Annotated in this window: 16 protein-coding genes; 5 read left to right on the top strand and 11 right to left on the bottom strand. The window is 69.5% G+C overall.

All coding sequences use genetic code 11. The features are described 5' to 3' along the window. Window positions 1-47: 47 nt before the first annotated feature. The 4 genes from M1L60_RS28525 to M1L60_RS28510 all read right to left on the bottom strand — a co-directional run bounded on the left by M1L60_RS28525 (window position 48) and on the right by M1L60_RS28510 (window position 3,890). Window positions 48-461, bottom strand: coding sequence for a hypothetical protein (locus tag M1L60_RS28525; RefSeq protein WP_253240612.1), 414 nt, complete (start codon window positions 459-461; stop codon window positions 48-50). Next, window positions 461-1,099: an HNH endonuclease family protein gene (locus M1L60_RS28520; RefSeq protein WP_253240611.1), complete on the bottom strand. Its 639-nt coding sequence runs from the start codon at window positions 1,097-1,099 to the stop codon at window positions 461-463. The genes M1L60_RS28525 and M1L60_RS28520 overlap by 1 nt, the downstream gene beginning before the upstream one ends. A gap of 99 nt (window positions 1,100-1,198) precedes the next feature. Next, on the bottom strand, window positions 1,199-2,926 hold the full coding sequence (gene leuA, locus M1L60_RS28515; protein WP_253240610.1) for a 2-isopropylmalate synthase: 1,728 nt from the start codon (window positions 2,924-2,926) through the stop codon (window positions 1,199-1,201). A 184-nt stretch (window positions 2,927-3,110) separates the two neighbouring features. Beyond that, a complete protein-coding gene (locus M1L60_RS28510) occupies window positions 3,111-3,890 on the bottom strand; it encodes a hypothetical protein (protein ID WP_253240609.1) in 780 nt (259 codons plus the stop codon). A gap of 194 nt (window positions 3,891-4,084) precedes the next feature. Between M1L60_RS28510 and M1L60_RS28505 the strand changes: the two genes are divergently transcribed. Genes M1L60_RS28505 through cutA form a run of 3 tightly spaced genes read left to right on the top strand, consistent with a single transcriptional unit; the run spans window position 4,085 to window position 6,728 of the window. Beyond that, on the top strand, window positions 4,085-5,350 hold the full coding sequence (locus tag M1L60_RS28505) for an aspartate kinase (RefSeq protein WP_253240608.1): 1,266 nt from the start codon (window positions 4,085-4,087) through the stop codon (window positions 5,348-5,350). 8 nt (window positions 5,351-5,358) lie between these two features. Further along, entirely contained in the window at window positions 5,359-6,414 is a 1,056-nt protein-coding gene (locus tag M1L60_RS28500; protein WP_253240607.1) for an aspartate-semialdehyde dehydrogenase, read from the top strand. Continuing rightward, complete coding sequence (cutA, locus tag M1L60_RS28495; protein ID WP_253240606.1) at window positions 6,411-6,728, top strand: divalent-cation tolerance protein CutA; 318 nt, start codon at window positions 6,411-6,413, stop codon at window positions 6,726-6,728. The genes M1L60_RS28500 and cutA overlap by 4 nt, the downstream gene beginning before the upstream one ends. 7 nt (window positions 6,729-6,735) lie before the next feature. Here cutA and M1L60_RS28490 read toward each other — a convergent pair whose 3' ends face one another. The 7 genes from M1L60_RS28490 to pyrE form a co-directional block, all read right to left on the bottom strand. Next, window positions 6,736-7,131 carry a VOC family protein gene (locus M1L60_RS28490; RefSeq protein WP_253240605.1) on the bottom strand — a complete coding sequence of 132 codons (396 nt, stop codon included), beginning with the start codon at window positions 7,129-7,131 and terminating at the stop codon, window positions 6,736-6,738. Between the two features lie 31 nt (window positions 7,132-7,162). Further along, a complete protein-coding gene (locus M1L60_RS28485) occupies window positions 7,163-7,723 on the bottom strand; it encodes a DUF4352 domain-containing protein (protein WP_253240604.1) in 561 nt (186 codons plus the stop codon). Between the two features lie 318 nt (window positions 7,724-8,041). Next, window positions 8,042-8,188 (bottom strand): hypothetical protein, encoded by a 147-nt coding sequence (locus M1L60_RS28480; protein WP_253240603.1) that lies wholly within the window; start codon window positions 8,186-8,188, stop codon window positions 8,042-8,044. A 303-nt stretch (window positions 8,189-8,491) separates the two neighbouring features. After that, window positions 8,492-9,553 carry a Gfo/Idh/MocA family protein gene (locus M1L60_RS28475; protein WP_253240602.1) on the bottom strand — a complete coding sequence of 354 codons (1,062 nt, stop codon included), beginning with the start codon at window positions 9,551-9,553 and terminating at the stop codon, window positions 8,492-8,494. A 417-nt stretch (window positions 9,554-9,970) separates the two neighbouring features. Beyond that, window positions 9,971-10,711, bottom strand: coding sequence for a hypothetical protein (locus tag M1L60_RS28470; protein ID WP_253240601.1), 741 nt, complete (start codon window positions 10,709-10,711; stop codon window positions 9,971-9,973). Continuing rightward, window positions 10,708-11,022, bottom strand: coding sequence for a PadR family transcriptional regulator (locus M1L60_RS28465; protein ID WP_253240600.1), 315 nt, complete (start codon window positions 11,020-11,022; stop codon window positions 10,708-10,710). Before M1L60_RS28465 ends, M1L60_RS28470 begins: the two co-directional genes overlap by 4 nt. Window positions 11,023-11,061: 39 nt before the next feature. After that, window positions 11,062-11,586: an orotate phosphoribosyltransferase gene (pyrE, locus tag M1L60_RS28460; RefSeq protein ID WP_253240599.1), complete on the bottom strand. Its 525-nt coding sequence runs from the start codon at window positions 11,584-11,586 to the stop codon at window positions 11,062-11,064. 91 nt (window positions 11,587-11,677) lie between these two features. On the opposite strand from pyrE, the gene M1L60_RS28455 reads away from it, so the two are divergent. Both M1L60_RS28455 and M1L60_RS28450 read left to right on the top strand, forming a co-directional pair. After that, window positions 11,678-12,838, top strand: a complete 1,161-nt coding sequence (locus M1L60_RS28455) for an FIST signal transduction protein (protein WP_253240598.1) — start codon at window positions 11,678-11,680, stop codon at window positions 12,836-12,838. 3 nt (window positions 12,839-12,841) lie between these two features. Then, window positions 12,842-15,049, top strand: a complete 2,208-nt coding sequence (locus M1L60_RS28450; protein WP_253240597.1) for a putative bifunctional diguanylate cyclase/phosphodiesterase — start codon at window positions 12,842-12,844, stop codon at window positions 15,047-15,049. The last annotated feature ends 30 nt before the right edge of the window (window positions 15,050-15,079 follow it).

Below are 15,079 nucleotides of genomic sequence, written 5' to 3'. Positions count from 1 at the left end.
AGGTCGATACGGGGCCGTCCCGCTGTCCCGCTTGCCGATCGGGCAGGTCAGCCCTCGGGGCGGTTCAGGATGCCCACGACCACGGCGTGGATCGCGTCGGCGTCCTTGGGGTCGTGCAGCGGAGCCTTGGCCCCGGTCACGGTGTACCACTCGTCGGCGTCCTTGTACTGCACGCGAACGGTCACGTCGTAGCCGTCGACCTCTGTCCGCAGTGTCAGGTCGCCCGTCACGACCCCGACCTCGTCGGTCATGACACCGCCCTGACCAGCCACGATGTCTGTGGTCGGCGGGCCCACCACAGCCGTCTCGGCCGGCGGAGGCGGGGCCTCTTCGGCCGGTGCGACCTCGCCGGTGGCGGCGGCCTGCTCGACCTCGGCGGCCTGCTCAGCGGGCGACGCTTCGGTGTCGTCCTCCGGCGAGGGGGCGGCGGCGGGTACGGGCTCCGCGGGGGAGGTGGTCATCAGCAGTTCTCCAGCATCTCCTCGAGCGCGGCCTTCTCTTTGGTGGTTACCGTCAGCTTCCACTTGGCCTTCACCGTGACCCAGTCTTGCGCATATTCGCACCAGCTGCTGGTCTCGGTCGGCTTCCAGGTCGACGGGTCCTGGTCGCCCTTCGAGCGGTTGGACGAGGCCGACACGGCGATCAGCTGCGGGTCGTCGAGGTCGTTGGCGAAGTCGCCGCGCTTGTCGTCGGTCCACTTGGCCGCGCCCGAGCGCCACGCGTTGGCCAGCGGCACCATGTGGTCGATGTCGACCTTGGTCGGCGAGTTCAGCACCTGGCCGTCGTAGAGGCTGGTCCACGTGCCGGCGACGACGTTGCAGCCCGAGTACTTGACCTTCTTGCCGTCGCGCTTGAGCACGGAGTCGCGGACGTCGCAGTTGTCACCCGTGCTGCGCCAGTGCGGGAACCGGTCGCGGCTGTACTTCGCCATCGTCCCGGCCTTGGCCACGGTCAGCGCGTCCAGCTTCTTCTGGGCGCCGGCTGCGTCCTTGGTGGACTGAACAGTGGGCTGCTCGGCGGGCGGTTCGAGGGAAACGCCCTGGCAGCCGGCCAGGGCGAGCAGGGCGGTGACGAGGATCAGTGGAGTACGTGGGGGCACATGCCCCAGAGTAGGGGGGGTACGCCCGTTCTGCCCGGGTCGTGCCCCGTGGGTGGATCATCCCGCGCGCCGCAGCACCCGGGATGATCCCCCGAAAGATCAGCGGGCGCGGTTGACCGCGCTGGTGACCGCCTTGATCGAGGCGCTCACGATGTTCTCGTCGATGCCGACGCCCCACACCGCCCGATCGCCGACCTCGACCTCGACGTACGCCGCGGCCCGGGCGTTCTCGCCCGAGGTCAGCGCGTGCTCGTTGTAGTCGAGCACCCGCGCGGTGATCCCCAGGGGCGCGACGGCCTGGACGAACGCGTCGATCGGGCCGTTGCCCACGCCGACCAGTGGCCGCCGCTGCCCGCGGTGGAAGATCTCGACGTCGATCTCGACCTTGCCGTCGCGGATCGAGGTCGAGTAGTTCTCGATCGTGAAGGCCTTGCTGGTCTGGTGCTCGACCAGGTATTCGCCGGCGAAGATGTCCCACATCTCCTGCGGGCTGACCTCGCCGCCCTCGACGTCGGTGTGGTGCTGCACGACGCCGGAGAACTCGATCTGCAGCCGCCGCGGCAGGTCGAGCTTGTGCTCTTCCTTCATGATGTACGCCACGCCGCCCTTGCCGGACTGCGAGTTGACCCGGATGACGGCCTCGTAGTTGCGGCCCAGGTCCTTGGGGTCGATCGGCAGGTAGGGCACGCCCCAGGTGAACTTGTCGATGTCGACCCCGGCCGCGTCGGCGTCGGCCTGCAGCGCGGCGAAGCCCTTCTTGATCGCGTCCTGGTGGGAACCCGAGAAGGCCGTGTAGACCAGGTCGCCGACGTAGGGGTGGCGCTCGTGCACGGGCAGTTGGTTGCAGTACTCGACGGCCCGCTTGATCTCGTCGATGTCGGAGAAGTCGATCATCGGGTCGATGCCCTGGGAGAAGATGTTCAGCCCCAGGGTGACCAGGTCGACGTTGCCGGTGCGCTCGCCGTTGCCGAACAGGCAGCCCTCGATGCGGTCGGCCCCGGCCAGCAGGCCCAGCTCGGCCGCGGCCACCGCGGTGCCGCGGTCGTTGTGCGGGTGCAGCGAGAGCACGACCGATTCGCGCCGGGGCAGATTCCGGTGCATCCACTCGATCGAATCGGCGTACACATTGGGGGTGGCCATCTCGACCGTGGCCGGCAGGTTGATGATCAGCGGCCGGTCCGGGGTCGGGTCGATGACGTCGATGACGGCCGAGCAGATCTCGAGCGCGTACTCCAGCTCGGTGCCCGTGTAGGACTCCGGCGAGTACTCGTAGAAGATCTCGGTGTCCGGGGTGTGGATCTCGGCGTACTTCTGGCAGAGCCGGGCCCCGGTGGTGGCGATGTCGGTGATGCCGTCCTTGTCCAGCCCGAACACGACCCGGCGCTGCAGTGTGGACGTCGAGTTGTAGAAGTGCACGATGGCCCGCTTGGCCCCGCGGATCGACTCGAACGTACGGTCGATCAGGTGCTCGCGGCACTGCACCAGCACCTGGATCGTGACGTCGTCGGGGATCAGATCCTGCTCGATGAGCTGGCGGACGAAGTCGTAGTCGGTCTGCGACGCGGCCGGGAAGCCGACCTCGATCTCTTTGTAGCCCATCTGCACCAGCAGCATGAACATCCGCCGCTTGCGCTCGGGGGACATCGGGTCGATCAGCGCCTGGTTGCCGTCGCGCAGGTCGACCGCGCACCAGCGGGGAGCGGCCTCGACGTGCCGAGCCGGCCACTGCCGGTCGGGCAGATCAATGGCGAATTGCTTCTGGTACGGGATGTAGCGCTCGAACGGCATTTTGCTGGAGCGCTGGGTCTCGAAAGCCGGAGTGGACATGTGGAACTGCTCCAAAGGGAGAGAAGACGAGAAGGCGGCGCGCGTCAGCTCCGCGACGAGGTGCCGGCCTGGGATGGGGCCTCGTCGCGGCAGCTAAGAAGAAGGAGCGCCTGCCACATGTCGAAAATGACCCTACGTGATCAGCTGAGCCGGTGCCAGCCGTACGCCCGGATGGTGAGAAGGCTCAGGCCGAGGGGACCAAGCCGGTCGGCTGAACGGGGTCGGGCGCGGGCGGAGGCGCGTCCATGCCCATCGGGGGCCCGGCGACCTCGGGGCCGGGCAGCGCCACGGTGGCCGGGCCCTCGACCTGGCTCACCATTTTGAGGACGCCGAAGCCGACCCGGACCGCGGTCAGCACCCCGTCGTCGGCGTAGCAGTAGACGCCGATGTCGACCGGGTCGGCCAGCGAGGCCGAGATCGAATCGATGGAGAAGCAGCTGCCCTTGGCCCCGGCCAGCGGCTGCACCTGGGTCACGGCGAGCGCGGCCTGGCGGTCGGTGAAGACCGGGAGCCACTGCCGGAACAGACGCTCGACCTTGGGGTCGTACGGGTCGGGAACGGGTTTGCCCGGTTTGGCGACCTTGACGCAGGTGGCGGCGATCGGGTTGGACTGCGACCCGAGCGTGCACTGGTAGACGCCGGCCGGGGTGGAGACGATCGTCACGTCGGCCGTGCCGCCGAGCGCGCCGCCGCTGACGTCGACCCGCCACGTGCCGTCCTTGCCGACAGTCGCCACCACGTTGCGCGGCTGGCCCTTACCGTCGTCGAAGGAGTAGAGAGCGGCGTACGCCTTGTCCATGGCCAGCGCGGCTCTGGCGGCCAGGCTGTCGCGGGCGCTGCCGGCGGCCTCGCTGGGCGGCGCGCTCGACGATGGGGACGGGGTCGCCTCGGGGGCACCGCTGCAGGCCGCCGCACCCGACAGGAGCAGGGCGGTGGCGGACAGAAGCATCGAGCGTGGGCGCACCGAGACATTCTCGCCTCCACGGGCCGAATCGCCTCGGTCCCGGGCCTCGGGGGCCTTCGGCGTGTCGCGCGTGTCAGTTTCCTCCCGCGCCGGATTCTGGGATCGCCTGTCGGAGCCGGGCCGGGGCGCGGCTACTGTGGTGGCGATTGTCCTGACCGGCGCCGCCGGTACGTACAGCGAAGGTTGGTTTCGCCGTGGCACTGGTGGTGCAGAAGTACGGTGGCTCGTCGGTCGCGACCGCCGAGCGCATCAAGCGCGTCGCCGAGCGCATCGTCGCCGCCCGCAAGGCCGGTGACGACGTCGTGGTCGTGGTCTCGGCCATGGGCGACACCACCGACGAGCTGATGGACCTGGCCAACCAGGTCAGCCCGCTGCCGCCCGGCCGTGAGCTCGACATGCTGCTCACCTCGGGCGAGCGCATCTCGATGGCGCTGCTCGCCATGGCCATCCACAACCTGGGGTACGAAGCCCGGTCGTACACGGGCTCGCAGGCCGGCGTGCTGACCACCTCGACGCACGGCAAGGCCCGCATCATCGACGTCACGCCCGGCCGGCTGCGCAGCGCGCTCGACGAGGGCGCGATCGCCATCGTCGCCGGCTTCCAGGGCGTCTCGCAGGACACGAAGGACATCACGACCCTGGGCCGCGGCGGCTCCGACACCACCGCGGTGGCCCTGGCGGCGGCCCTGCATGCCGACGTGTGCGAGATCTACACCGACGTCGACGGCGTGTTCACGGCCGACCCGCGGATCGTCCCCGACGCCAAGCACATCAAGCAGATCACGTACGAGGAAATGCTCGAACTCGCCGCGGGCGGGGCGAAGGTGCTGATGTTGCGATGCGTGGAGTACGCGCGCCGCTTCAAGGTGCCCATCCACGTACGCTCTTCGTATTCACAGAAGCCGGGCACCCTGGTCACCGGATCGATGGAGGACCTTAACGTGGAACAAGCGCTGATCACCGGGGTCGCCCACGACCGGAGCGAAGCCAAGATCACGATTGTCGGTGTGCCCGACGAGCCGGGCGCCGCGGGCCGCATCTTCGACACCGTGGCCCAGGCCGAGATCAACATCGACATGATCGTGCAGAACGTGTCGACCGAGGGCACCGGCCGCACCGACATCTCGTTCACGCTGCCCAAGGCCGACGGCCCGACCGCGATGACCGCGCTCGACAAGATCAAAGATCAGATCAAGTTCAAGAGCCTGCTCTTCGACGACCACGTCGGCAAGGTCTCCCTGGTCGGCGCGGGCATGCGCTCGCACCCGGGTGTGGCCGCCTCGTTCTTCGCCTGCATCGGCGAGGCCGGCGTCAACATCGAGATGATCTCCACCTCCGAGATCCGGGTCTCGGTGGTCTGCCGCGACAGCGACCTCGACACCGCGGTCCGCGCCGTGCACGACCAGTTCGAGCTGGGCGGCGGCGAGCAGGCGGTGGTCTACGCGGGCACCGGGCGGTAGCCCCCGTCATGGCGCAGCCCACGCTCGCCGTCGTCGGAGCCACCGGCTCCGTGGGCACGGTCATGCTCGAGCTGCTGTCGTCCCGGCGCAACGTCTGGGGTGAGATCCGGCTGATCGCGTCCTCGCGGTCGGCCGGCAAGCAGCTGACCTGTCGCGGCGAACAGCTGACGGTGGCCGAGCTGACCCCCGAGGCGTTCGACGGCGTCGACGTGGCGATGTTCGACGTGCCCGACGAGGTGTCCCTGCAGTGGGCGCCGATCATCGCGGCCCGCGGCGTCACCGTGGTCGACAACTCGGCCGCCTTCCGCATGGACCCAGACGTGCCGTTGGTCGTGCCCGAGGTCAACCCCGACGCGCTGTCCTACCGCCCGCGCAACATCATCGCCAACGCCAACTGCACCGTGATGGCGATGATCATGGCGATCGCCCCCCTGCACCACGAGTACGGCCTGCGCGAGCTCGTGCTGGCGTCCTACCAGGCCGCCTCCGGGGCGGGCCAGATCGGCGTGGACACGCTGCACGACCAGCTCAGCAAGGTGGCCGGCGACCGCTCGCTGGGCTCCCGGCCCGGCAACGTACGCCAGGCCGTCGGCGACGAGCTGGGCCCGTTCCCGGCCCCGCTGGCGCTCAACGTGGTGCCCTGGTCGGGCGCGCTCGAGCCGCTCGGCTGGTCGTCGGAAGAGCTGAAGCTGCGCAACGAATCCCGCAAGATCCTGGCCCTGCCGGCGCTGAAGGTCTCGGCCACCTGCGTACGCGTCCCGGTCGTCACCGCCCACTCGATAGCCGTGCACGCGGTCTTCGCCGCCGAGGTCGACGCCGAGGGCGCCCGCCAGGCCCTGCGCAACGCCCCCGGCGTCATCCTGGTCGACGACCCCGAAGCCGGCGAGTTCCCGATGCCGATCGACGCGGTCGGCACCGACCCGAGCTGGGTGGGCCGCATCCGCCGCGCGATGGACGACCCCAGGGCTCTCGACCTCTTCGTCACCGGCGACAACCGCCGCAAGGGGGCCGCCCTCAACACGGTCCAGATCGCCGAACTGATCGCCAAAGAGCTCACCAAGTGACCGACGTCGTCGAGGTCGTGATCACCGCGGCCGACGCCACCTGGCTGACCGACTTCACCCGCCGCCTGGTCGACGACCGCCTGGCCGCCTGCGGCCAGCAGGTGGCGGCGATCCGCTCGATCTACCGCTGGCAGGGCGAGGTCCACGACGACCCCGAGGCGCGGGTCGCCCTGCACACCAGAGCGACCTTGGTCGACCGCATCATCGAACGGGCCAACACCGAGCACCCGTACGACGTCCCGTGCGTTTTGGCTCTGCCGGTGACAGCCGGAAATCCCGCGTATCTGGAATGGGTGCTACGAGAGACCGAATGACTGCGGCTCAGTCCGGTGGCGGTTGAAGCACGCAGAACTCGTTGCCGTCGGGGTCGGACAGCACGTGCCAGGTCCAGCCGTACTCCTCGATGGGCTCGTTCGTGACGCGGGTCGCGCCCAGGGTGACGAGCCGGTCGGTCTCGGCTGTGAGGTCGGGTACTCGCAGGTCGAGGTGTACGCGGTTCTTGCCGGCCTTGGGCTCGGGCACCTGTTGCAGCAGCAGCTCGATGCCGTTGCCGTCGGCCGGCAGCAGGGACTGGTAGCGGCCCGGTGAGCTCGGCTCGGCCCGGTAGCCGAGCACACCGCACCAGAAAGCAGCCGATCGTTCCAGGTCCAGGCAGTCCACCACGACCGCCAGAACCACGTCGTCGCGCCCACCGAAGCGGGCCGGTCCATGAGTCATGTCAGCACGCTACGGGCCGGTCCCTCGGCGGCTACTTCAGAGGGATCTTCACGCCGCTCGAGAACATCGAGTCGTGCAGTTCGATCGAGGTGAGCTTGGTGCCCTTGGGGACGTCGTAGACGAGCTTGCCGGTCACCTGGTTGCCCGGGTTGATCTGCTGCAGGAACGTCGAGGCGTCGCCGTTGACCGCGAGTTCGGCCTCGAGGTCGTCGGAGTACTGGGTGCCCTTGGCGTCGTACGCCTTCTGGCTGGTGCCGTCGAACGTCTGGGCCTCGTCGCCGATGTTCTTGATGGTCATCGTGACGATGCAGAAGGTGCCCTGTGCCTTGACGGCCAGGACGGATTGGCCGACTGAGGTCTTGGTGTAGTCCATCGACTTCACCGTGAACTCGAACTTGCCGTCGCGGGCGGGCTGGCCCATGGCGCCGGCGACGGCGTTCTTGCCGGCGGCGGTGTCCCCGGCGGTGTCGAGAGCCTCCTTCGTCCCGCCGATGACCATGGTGAAGATGCCGACACAGCCGAGGATCATGACGACGACCACGGCCAGCAGGATCCAGGGCCACTTCTTGCGCTTCTTCGGCGGCTGCGCCACGGGCCCACCGAACCCCGGCTGCGGCTGTCCACCGAACTCCGACGGGCCGTTGAACCCCTGCGCCTGCGGGCCGGAGCTGCTGTAACCAGCCTGGTTCAGGTTGCCGTATCCGGCCTGATTCGCGACGGGGCTGCCGTACCCGGTCTGGTTCGGGGCGGTGCCGCTGAATCCGGACTGGTTGAGAGGCGGGCTGAATTCTTAAGTAGCGCGCTCATTCGCCAGTCAGCTCGTCGAGCACATCCTGAGCGTCGCCGCTGCCGGCCGCGGCCAGCCTGCGTAATTCGTCCAGATCTTCCCGTTCGGTGGCCAACTCGACCATCACGTCCACCGCGTCGCTGCTGCCGCCAGCCGCCGCAGTTCGTCGAGGTCACCGCGCTCCCCGGCCAGCTCCACCAGCTCATCGGACGCATCTCGATCCCCGGCCGCCGCCCGCGCCCGAAGCCCCGCCAGTTCCTCGTCGCTCACAACCACCATCTTCTCGCCGCACCGAGGAATGTCCACCTCGTACTCGCTCGACGCGGCTCTGGGCCTTGGCGCGGGGCAGGTCGAGCTGGTCCGCGCGGGCGGGTTGACAGCCAGCCTCCGCAGCCAACCGGACAGCGCACCCGAGACGACCGACCAGCGTTCCTAGGCGATGGCAAGCCTCCGGTAGCCAACGCCCACTCCCCACATTCACGGGCGCGCCCCAGGGGTGACGGCGACGGACCGTGCCTCCGAGCACAGCCGAGGCAGCGGCCGGTGGCCGGCCTCAATCGCGAATATCCGCCGTCATGCAGTCGTTCGCTGCGACCAGCTCTCGGCTGTTGTGACAACTTCGTGGCCGCTGTCGGCGGCTTCCTCGACGGCGAGGGCGAGCAACTGGTCCTGGCTACCTTCGGCCAATGGGTACGGCGGTGGCCCCTCGCCCCGCACCCAGGCCGCCATCGCGTCGAGCAGGGCCGCCGTGGCGATCTCGTCGTCATTGAGGCGATGCCCGACGTACGGGTTGCGATAGAGCACGTCACCCCCGAGCGCGATCGTCTCGGTGTCGAACCCGTTGAGGTCCAGTTCATGACCGCTCTGCCGACGGGCCAGGGCGGTCCGGGTGATCGTCCGCGGGGCCGGCATGTGCACGATCTCGTCGTTGCTCAGTTCGCCGTGCGTACCGCGGACGAGAAGCCGTCGCGTGCGCAGCAGGTTCCGGGTCTGGTTGGTCGTGAAGTCGTAGACGGCCGAGCGCCCGCCGCCGAAGTCCAGCGTGGCGATGATCGTAGTGACCGGCGAAGGGTCGACCGCGTCCGTCCAGCCGCCGCGATCGAGCGGATCGAGCAGCGGCGCTACGGTCCGCACCGCCCGCACTGCCGCCGGCCCATGGTTGACACCGAGCAGCCCTCGGATCAGCGAGATCGCGTGATACTGCTGCGTGGAAGACACGTGCACCTGCGTCGGCGTTCCGATGATCCCGCTGCGCACCGCCGCGAGCCGGGCCGCGTGCGACGGCATCAACAGATACTGCTCGGCCACCTGCACCAGCCCGGACGACCCGACCTTCTCCCACAGCAACCGCAGGCCATCCTGGTCCGGCGCCGGCGGCGTCTCGGCCAGCACAGGCAGGCCGAGCTCAACCGCGTCCACGACGACGCCCGGGTTCGCTGCCCGTGGCACAGCCGTGACCACGAAGTCGGGCCGCGTCTCACGCACGCAAGCCCGCAAATCACCGAAGCCCGTCACAGGCAACGCCCGAGGCTTCCGCACGACCGCCCCGACACATTCGACCGAGGGCAGCGCCTGCGCGACCCGATAGAACGCCGCAGCCCGAAAGCCGAACCCGACCAGAGCGAACCGCGTCACTCGTCCACCGTAGAGCCACGACGCCGGCCGGAGACCAGGGTGGCGGGATGACGGCCGCTCGCCAAGATCAACTGAACGCGCGGAAGTCAGCCCGAGCGGCGTGGGGTGGGTGTGGGGCGGCCTGGGCGCCGGCGAAAGGGAAACCGGAACCGCGTGAAGGGCCCAGCGGGCAGGAGGCCGAAAGAGGAGCGGGGATCACTGGCCAGTCGGCGTAGGACGCGGTTACAGGCCCAGGCCGCGACGACCGCGTTTATCCCGAGCTCATCAATGTCGACTTCGTCATCCACTCGTACCGGCATCGCTCGGCCGGGCCGACGGGGATCCGGCCCAAGCGGGCCGAGGCCGCGCTGAACGCTCCCGCGGTGACGCTGGACGGGACGGCCGACGACAGCCCAACCCGAGCTCGAATCCCAGGCGCTAGACGCGGACGCGTCGTCGGGCGACCCAGGCGCCGACGAGCAGGAAGGCGGCCACGAAACCGACACGCGAGCCGGTGAGGATCAGCACCCCGCGGGCGTCAGAGCCGGGCAGATCGGCGATGACCTGCAGGAACGCCACGCAGAAGGCCAAACCCACAGCCAGCGCGACCCGCTCGTCGACTACCGCCCACAGCAGTACCCCCAGCCCGATCAACCACGACGGCGCGGTGCCCAGAGCGACAGCGTCGAGCGGCACGAGCGCCAGCGCCAGCAGGATCGGATTACGCACCGGAGTGCTGGGCCCAGGAATGATCAGCAGCACCGCGGCCAGCGAATAGGCCGTGACCGAGCGCCAATCGACCCCGTCCGCCGCGCTGATCGCAAAAGCCGCGACGCCGGCCAGAGCCGCGGGCACCCGCCACCCGGCGATGATCGCGCCGACCGCCAAGGCCACCGCGACCCAGACCAGGATCTGCATGGTGCTCAGCGGCAGCCAAGTCGCCTCGACTTCACGAGCCGAGCCCACCGCGCTGTGGATCAGCAGCAGGAGAGCCGCCGCACGGGCCGCGTAGAGCCAGCGGTGATCGTTGCCGGTGCGGGCCCGCAGGGCACCCACCACCAGCGCCGGGACCTCGCGCCACATCGGACGGCGGGCCGTGAGCAGCACGTCGAGCATCTCGTCGCGTGGGTGCCCGGCCGGATAGAGGCGCAGCAGCACCTCGTACGCACGCTCGTTCATGCCGCACCCCCGACGGCCCGCGGCCGGAGCACGACCCGGGCCGCCGCGGCCATCCGGGCGGCCTCCGCCTGGAGGGCGGAGTGACCGTCCGGGGTGAGCGCGTAGTGCCGCCGGGCCCGCCCGTTGACCACCTCTTCCCGTACGACCTCGATCAGTGCCTCTTTGCTGAGGCGGTCGAGGGCCTGGTAGAGGGTGCCGGTGGCCAGGCGGACCCGGTCGCCGGAGAGCTCGGCGACCCGGCTCATGATCGCGTAGCCGTGGGCGGGCTCGTCCTGCAGAGCGGCCAGGATGTAATACGTCGGCTCTCTCACAGAGCCAACATATGTCGTCAGGTTACATATGTAAATGCGTCAGGCGACGGCTTCCAGGTCGGCCCGGGTCAGCAGCGCCCGCAGCTTGATGCCCTCGGCCGAGAGCGCCTCGGCGCCGCCCTCCTGCCGGTCGATCACGCACAGCGCGTGGTCGACGTGCGCGCCCAGTTTGCGCAGGTCGTTGGTGGAGAGGACGACCTGGCCGCCCGAGGTCACCACGTCCTCGACCACGAGGACCCGCCGACCGGCGACCTCGGCCCCCTCGGCCAGCCGCGCGGTGCCGTACTTCTTGGCCTCTTTGCGGACGAAGGCGGTGGGCAACTTGGCGTGCCGGGCAACCGCGGTGACGACGGCGATGCCACCCATCTCGAGGCCGGCCAGCACCTCGGTGCCCTCGGGGATCAGCACAGCCATCTCTTGGGCGAGCTGGTCGAGCAGCACCGGGTCGGCCTCGAACTGATACTTGTCGAAGTACTCGTTGGCGACGCGGCCGGAACGCAGGGTGAACTCGCCGGTCAGCCGGCTCACGGCGCGGACCTGCCGCGCAAGGTCAGAGTCAGTCACGGGAACAAGCCTGGCAGGCCGCTCGGGGACACCGGACGGCACCCCACACGCAACCACTCAGCAACCGACAAACCGTGCCGATCAGAGGATCATGCAGAGCACCCTGCACCGCTGGTTCGGCGTGGGCCAGAGCAGCGCGGCTGACTCCCGCAAGGCGGGGGCGGAGGCCGCGTCGGAGGCGATCGGCGGCCGCGAGACCAAGGCCGTCTTTGTTTTCGCGTCGGTCGCCCATGACCTGCCGGCCCTGCTCCGAGGCGTGCGGATGGAGGCCGGGCCGGACGCGGAGATCGTCGGCGCCTCGACCATGGGCGAGCTGGGCAGTTCCGGGACGACCGACGGGGGCGTCGCCGTCGCGGCCCTGGGCGGCGACGGGTTCACCGTGCAGACCCGGGCGGCCCGGGTCCACAAGTCCGATCCGCGGGCCGCAGGGGTGCTGGCGGCCGAGGCCCTGCACGGGCTGGACGACGAGCACAAGGTGCTGGTGCTGCTGGTCGACGGGCTGGTGGGGCAGCAACACGAGATCGTCCGCGGGGCCTACTCCTCGATCGGCGCGAGTGTTCCGCTGGTCGGTGGCTTCGCGGCCGACGACCGGCAGTTCCGCCAGACCTACCAGTTCATCGGCGACGAAGTCGTGACCGGGGCTGTCGTCGGGCTCGCGCTCGGGTCGGACGGCCCGATCGGCATCGGTGTCGCGCACGGCTGGCGCCGTCAGGAGCCGCCGATGGTGGTGACCAAGGCCAGTGGCCCGCACATCTATCAGCTCGACGGCGAACCGGCGCTGGACGTGCTGATGCGCCGCAACGAGGTCGACGGAACGGCCGACGATTTGTTCAACCAGGGTCGTACGCTGCGACCGCTCGGGCTGTCCCGGCGCAGCGGCGAGGACATCCGGGTGATCCACGCCGGCGACGACGCCGAACGCTCGATCTGGGGGACAGCCGACGTGCCGCAGGGTGCGCTGGTCTGGCTCATGGAGGGCGACCGGCAGTCGATGTTGGACGGAGCTGCCTGGTCGTGCACCGAGGCCATCGCCCGGCTCGACGGCCTGCCTCCGCTCGGCGTCATCGCGTTCGACTGCGGCGGCCGCTGGGCCGGTCTGGTCGAGGGGGGCCTGGATCAAGAGATTCAAGCCATGCGTACGGCCCTGAGTGATGCCCCGTTCGCCGGCTTCTACACGATGGGCGAGATCGCCCGGGTCCGCGGCTCGCTCGGCACCCACGCCCTGACCCTCGTCACGCTGGCCCTGGCCTGAGCCATGGAATCCTGGTCGACGCACCAGCTCACCGAGTACTTCACCATGGTCAACGCGGCCGAGGACGAGCAATCGGCGATCGCCGGCGCCGTCGAACGGGCCACCGAGATGGTCGAGGCCGAAGTGGGCGCGGTCGTGCGCGAAGGCCGGGTCTCCGGGGCGTACGGCTTCGGCCCGGTTGTGCCCGAGGCGGCGTTGCACGAGGTCGCCGCGGGCCAGCCGGTGCTGGTCGTCCCCTATCTCGGTGAGCTGCACGCCGTCAGCAACCCGCTCGGCAACGACTGTGGCGACGCGCTCATCGTGGCCCGGCTGTCCGAGCCGTTCGACCCCGCGGAACGGCAGATGCTGCAGGGCATGAGTCAGGTGCTCGGCCTGGCCCTGCGCAGCATCCGGGTGCTCGCGGCCGAACGGCACCTGCGGGCCGAGACGGAACAGCAGGCGACCAGCGCGCAGACCCGGCAGCGGCTGGTCGAGTCGCTGCTCATGATCCAGCGGGCGATCTCGGCCCGGAGCCCGCTGCCCGAGATCCTGGACGCGGTGACCAGTGGCGCGGCCGAGCTGCTGGGCGGGGCCACAGTGGCTCTGATGCTGGCCGAGGGCGGCGCCGACCGGCGGCTGAGTGTGGCCTCGACCTGCGGCGATGGGCACGCCCCGCCTGAGAGCCTGGCCCGCGCGGCCATGGCCGGGGGAACCGTGCTGGTGCGGCCGGACCCGCAGGGCGTGATGATCGCGGCCCCGGTCCGGGTCACCGGCGAGATGGCCGGCAGTCTGGTCGCGTATCTGCCCGGGGTGGCCGGTCAGCAAACTGAGCAGCGCGACCAGTTGGACGCCTTCGCCCAGCAGGTGAGCCTGGCCCTGACCGACGCGCGCACGGTCGAGGCGGTCCGCGAGGCCCACCACGACCTGATCACCGGGCTGCCCAACCGCGCGCTGTTCCTCAAGATCCTCAAGCGGGTGCTGGCCTCGCGCAACACCCTGGCCGACCCGACCAGCGTGCTCTTCATCGACCTGGACCGGTTCAAGGCGGTGAATGACAGCCTCGGCCACGATGCCGGCGATCAATTGCTCGCGCTGGTCGCCCGGCGACTGCGAGGGTGCGTACGAGCCAGCGACACCACGGCCCGGCTCGGCGGCGACGAATTCGCGGCGCTGCTGCACGATTCCCCGGCCGAATCGGCCCAACTGGTCGGCGAGCGCATTGTGGCCACCCTGAAGGAGCCGTTCCGGGTGGCCGGTCGCGAGGTCTTCATCGGTGCCAGCGTCGGCGTCGCCATTTCCCGCGAGGCCGATCAGAAGCCCGAGGAACTGCTGCACAACGCGGACGTGGCGATGTACCGGGCCAAAAAAGAAGGTCCGGGTCGGGTACTGCTCTACGAGCCCTACATGCACGCCGAAGCGCTCGACCATCTGAGTTTGCGCGGCGACCTGCAACGGGCCCTGCGCGACGGCGAATTCCGTCTGCAGTACCAGCCGCTGATCCGGTTGGCCGACGGTCAGCCGGCCGGGGTCGAGGCGCTGATCCGGTGGCACAGCCCGACCCGCGGATTCGTCTCGCCGGTCGATTTCATCCCGGTCGCCGAGGAATTCGGGCTGATCGTCGACATCGGCCAGTGGGTGCTCGAACAGAGCGCGAAACAGGTGGCGAAATGGCGCCGCGACTTCCCGGATCTGGGCCTCAACGTCAACGTCTCCGGTCACCAGCTCGTCCACCCGCGATTCGCCGACAACGTGATGCGGGCGCTGGCCATGGCCGGCTTGCCGTCGAGCGCGGTCACCCTCGAGCTGACCGAATCGGTGCTGGTCAGCGAGCCCGACCTGGGGAAGTCGGCCCTCGGCGTGCTGCGGGGTCTCGGCGTACAGCTGTCGATTGACGATTTTGGTACGGGATATTCCTCGCTCGCCTATCTGCGGGAGTTGCCGGTCGACGAGTTGAAGATCGACCGGGCCTTCATCGCGCGGGCCGAACTGACCGCGGAGGATCTGGCGCTGGTCCGCACGATTGTCGAACTCGCGCAGATTCTCGGCCTGCGGGTGGTGGCCGAAGGGATCGAGAACGCCGCCCAGCTGGCCGCCTTACGCGGACTAGGGTGCGGTTACGGGCAGGGCTTTCATCTGTGCCGGCCGTCCGATGCGGAAGAGATTCCAGCCCGACTCGCTGGGACGCAAGGGGAGTCACCCGTTGGCGTACTTGATCACCGCTCTACCGCATGAGCCATGCTCTAGGGGTATTTTTCGGCTAAT

This window comes from Paractinoplanes aksuensis (genome assembly GCF_024137025.1).
GTDB classification, from domain to species: domain Bacteria; phylum Actinomycetota; class Actinomycetes; order Mycobacteriales; family Micromonosporaceae; genus Actinoplanes; species Actinoplanes aksuensis.
The sequence above is the reverse complement of the archived record's forward strand: the minus strand, read 5'-3'. Positions and strand labels throughout refer to the sequence as shown.

Excerpts from the sequence above, each read along its gene's own strand:
- M1L60_RS28525 (WP_253240612.1), bottom strand. The coding sequence starts at position 461 with ATGACCACCTCCCCCGCGGAGCCCGTACCCGCCGCCGCCCCCTCGCCG.
- leuA (WP_253240610.1), bottom strand. The coding sequence starts at position 2,926 with ATGTCCACTCCGGCTTTCGAGACCCAGCGCTCCAGCAAAATGCCGTTC.
- M1L60_RS28500 (WP_253240607.1), top strand. The coding sequence starts at position 5,359 with ATGGCGCAGCCCACGCTCGCCGTCGTCGGAGCCACCGGCTCCGTGGGC.
- M1L60_RS28490 (WP_253240605.1), bottom strand. The coding sequence starts at position 7,131 with ATGACTCATGGACCGGCCCGCTTCGGTGGGCGCGACGACGTGGTTCTG.
- M1L60_RS28470 (WP_253240601.1), bottom strand. The coding sequence starts at position 10,711 with ATGAACGAGCGTGCGTACGAGGTGCTGCTGCGCCTCTATCCGGCCGGG.
- M1L60_RS28455 (WP_253240598.1), top strand. The coding sequence starts at position 11,678 with ATGCAGAGCACCCTGCACCGCTGGTTCGGCGTGGGCCAGAGCAGCGCG.
- M1L60_RS28450 (WP_253240597.1), top strand. The coding sequence starts at position 12,842 with ATGGAATCCTGGTCGACGCACCAGCTCACCGAGTACTTCACCATGGTC.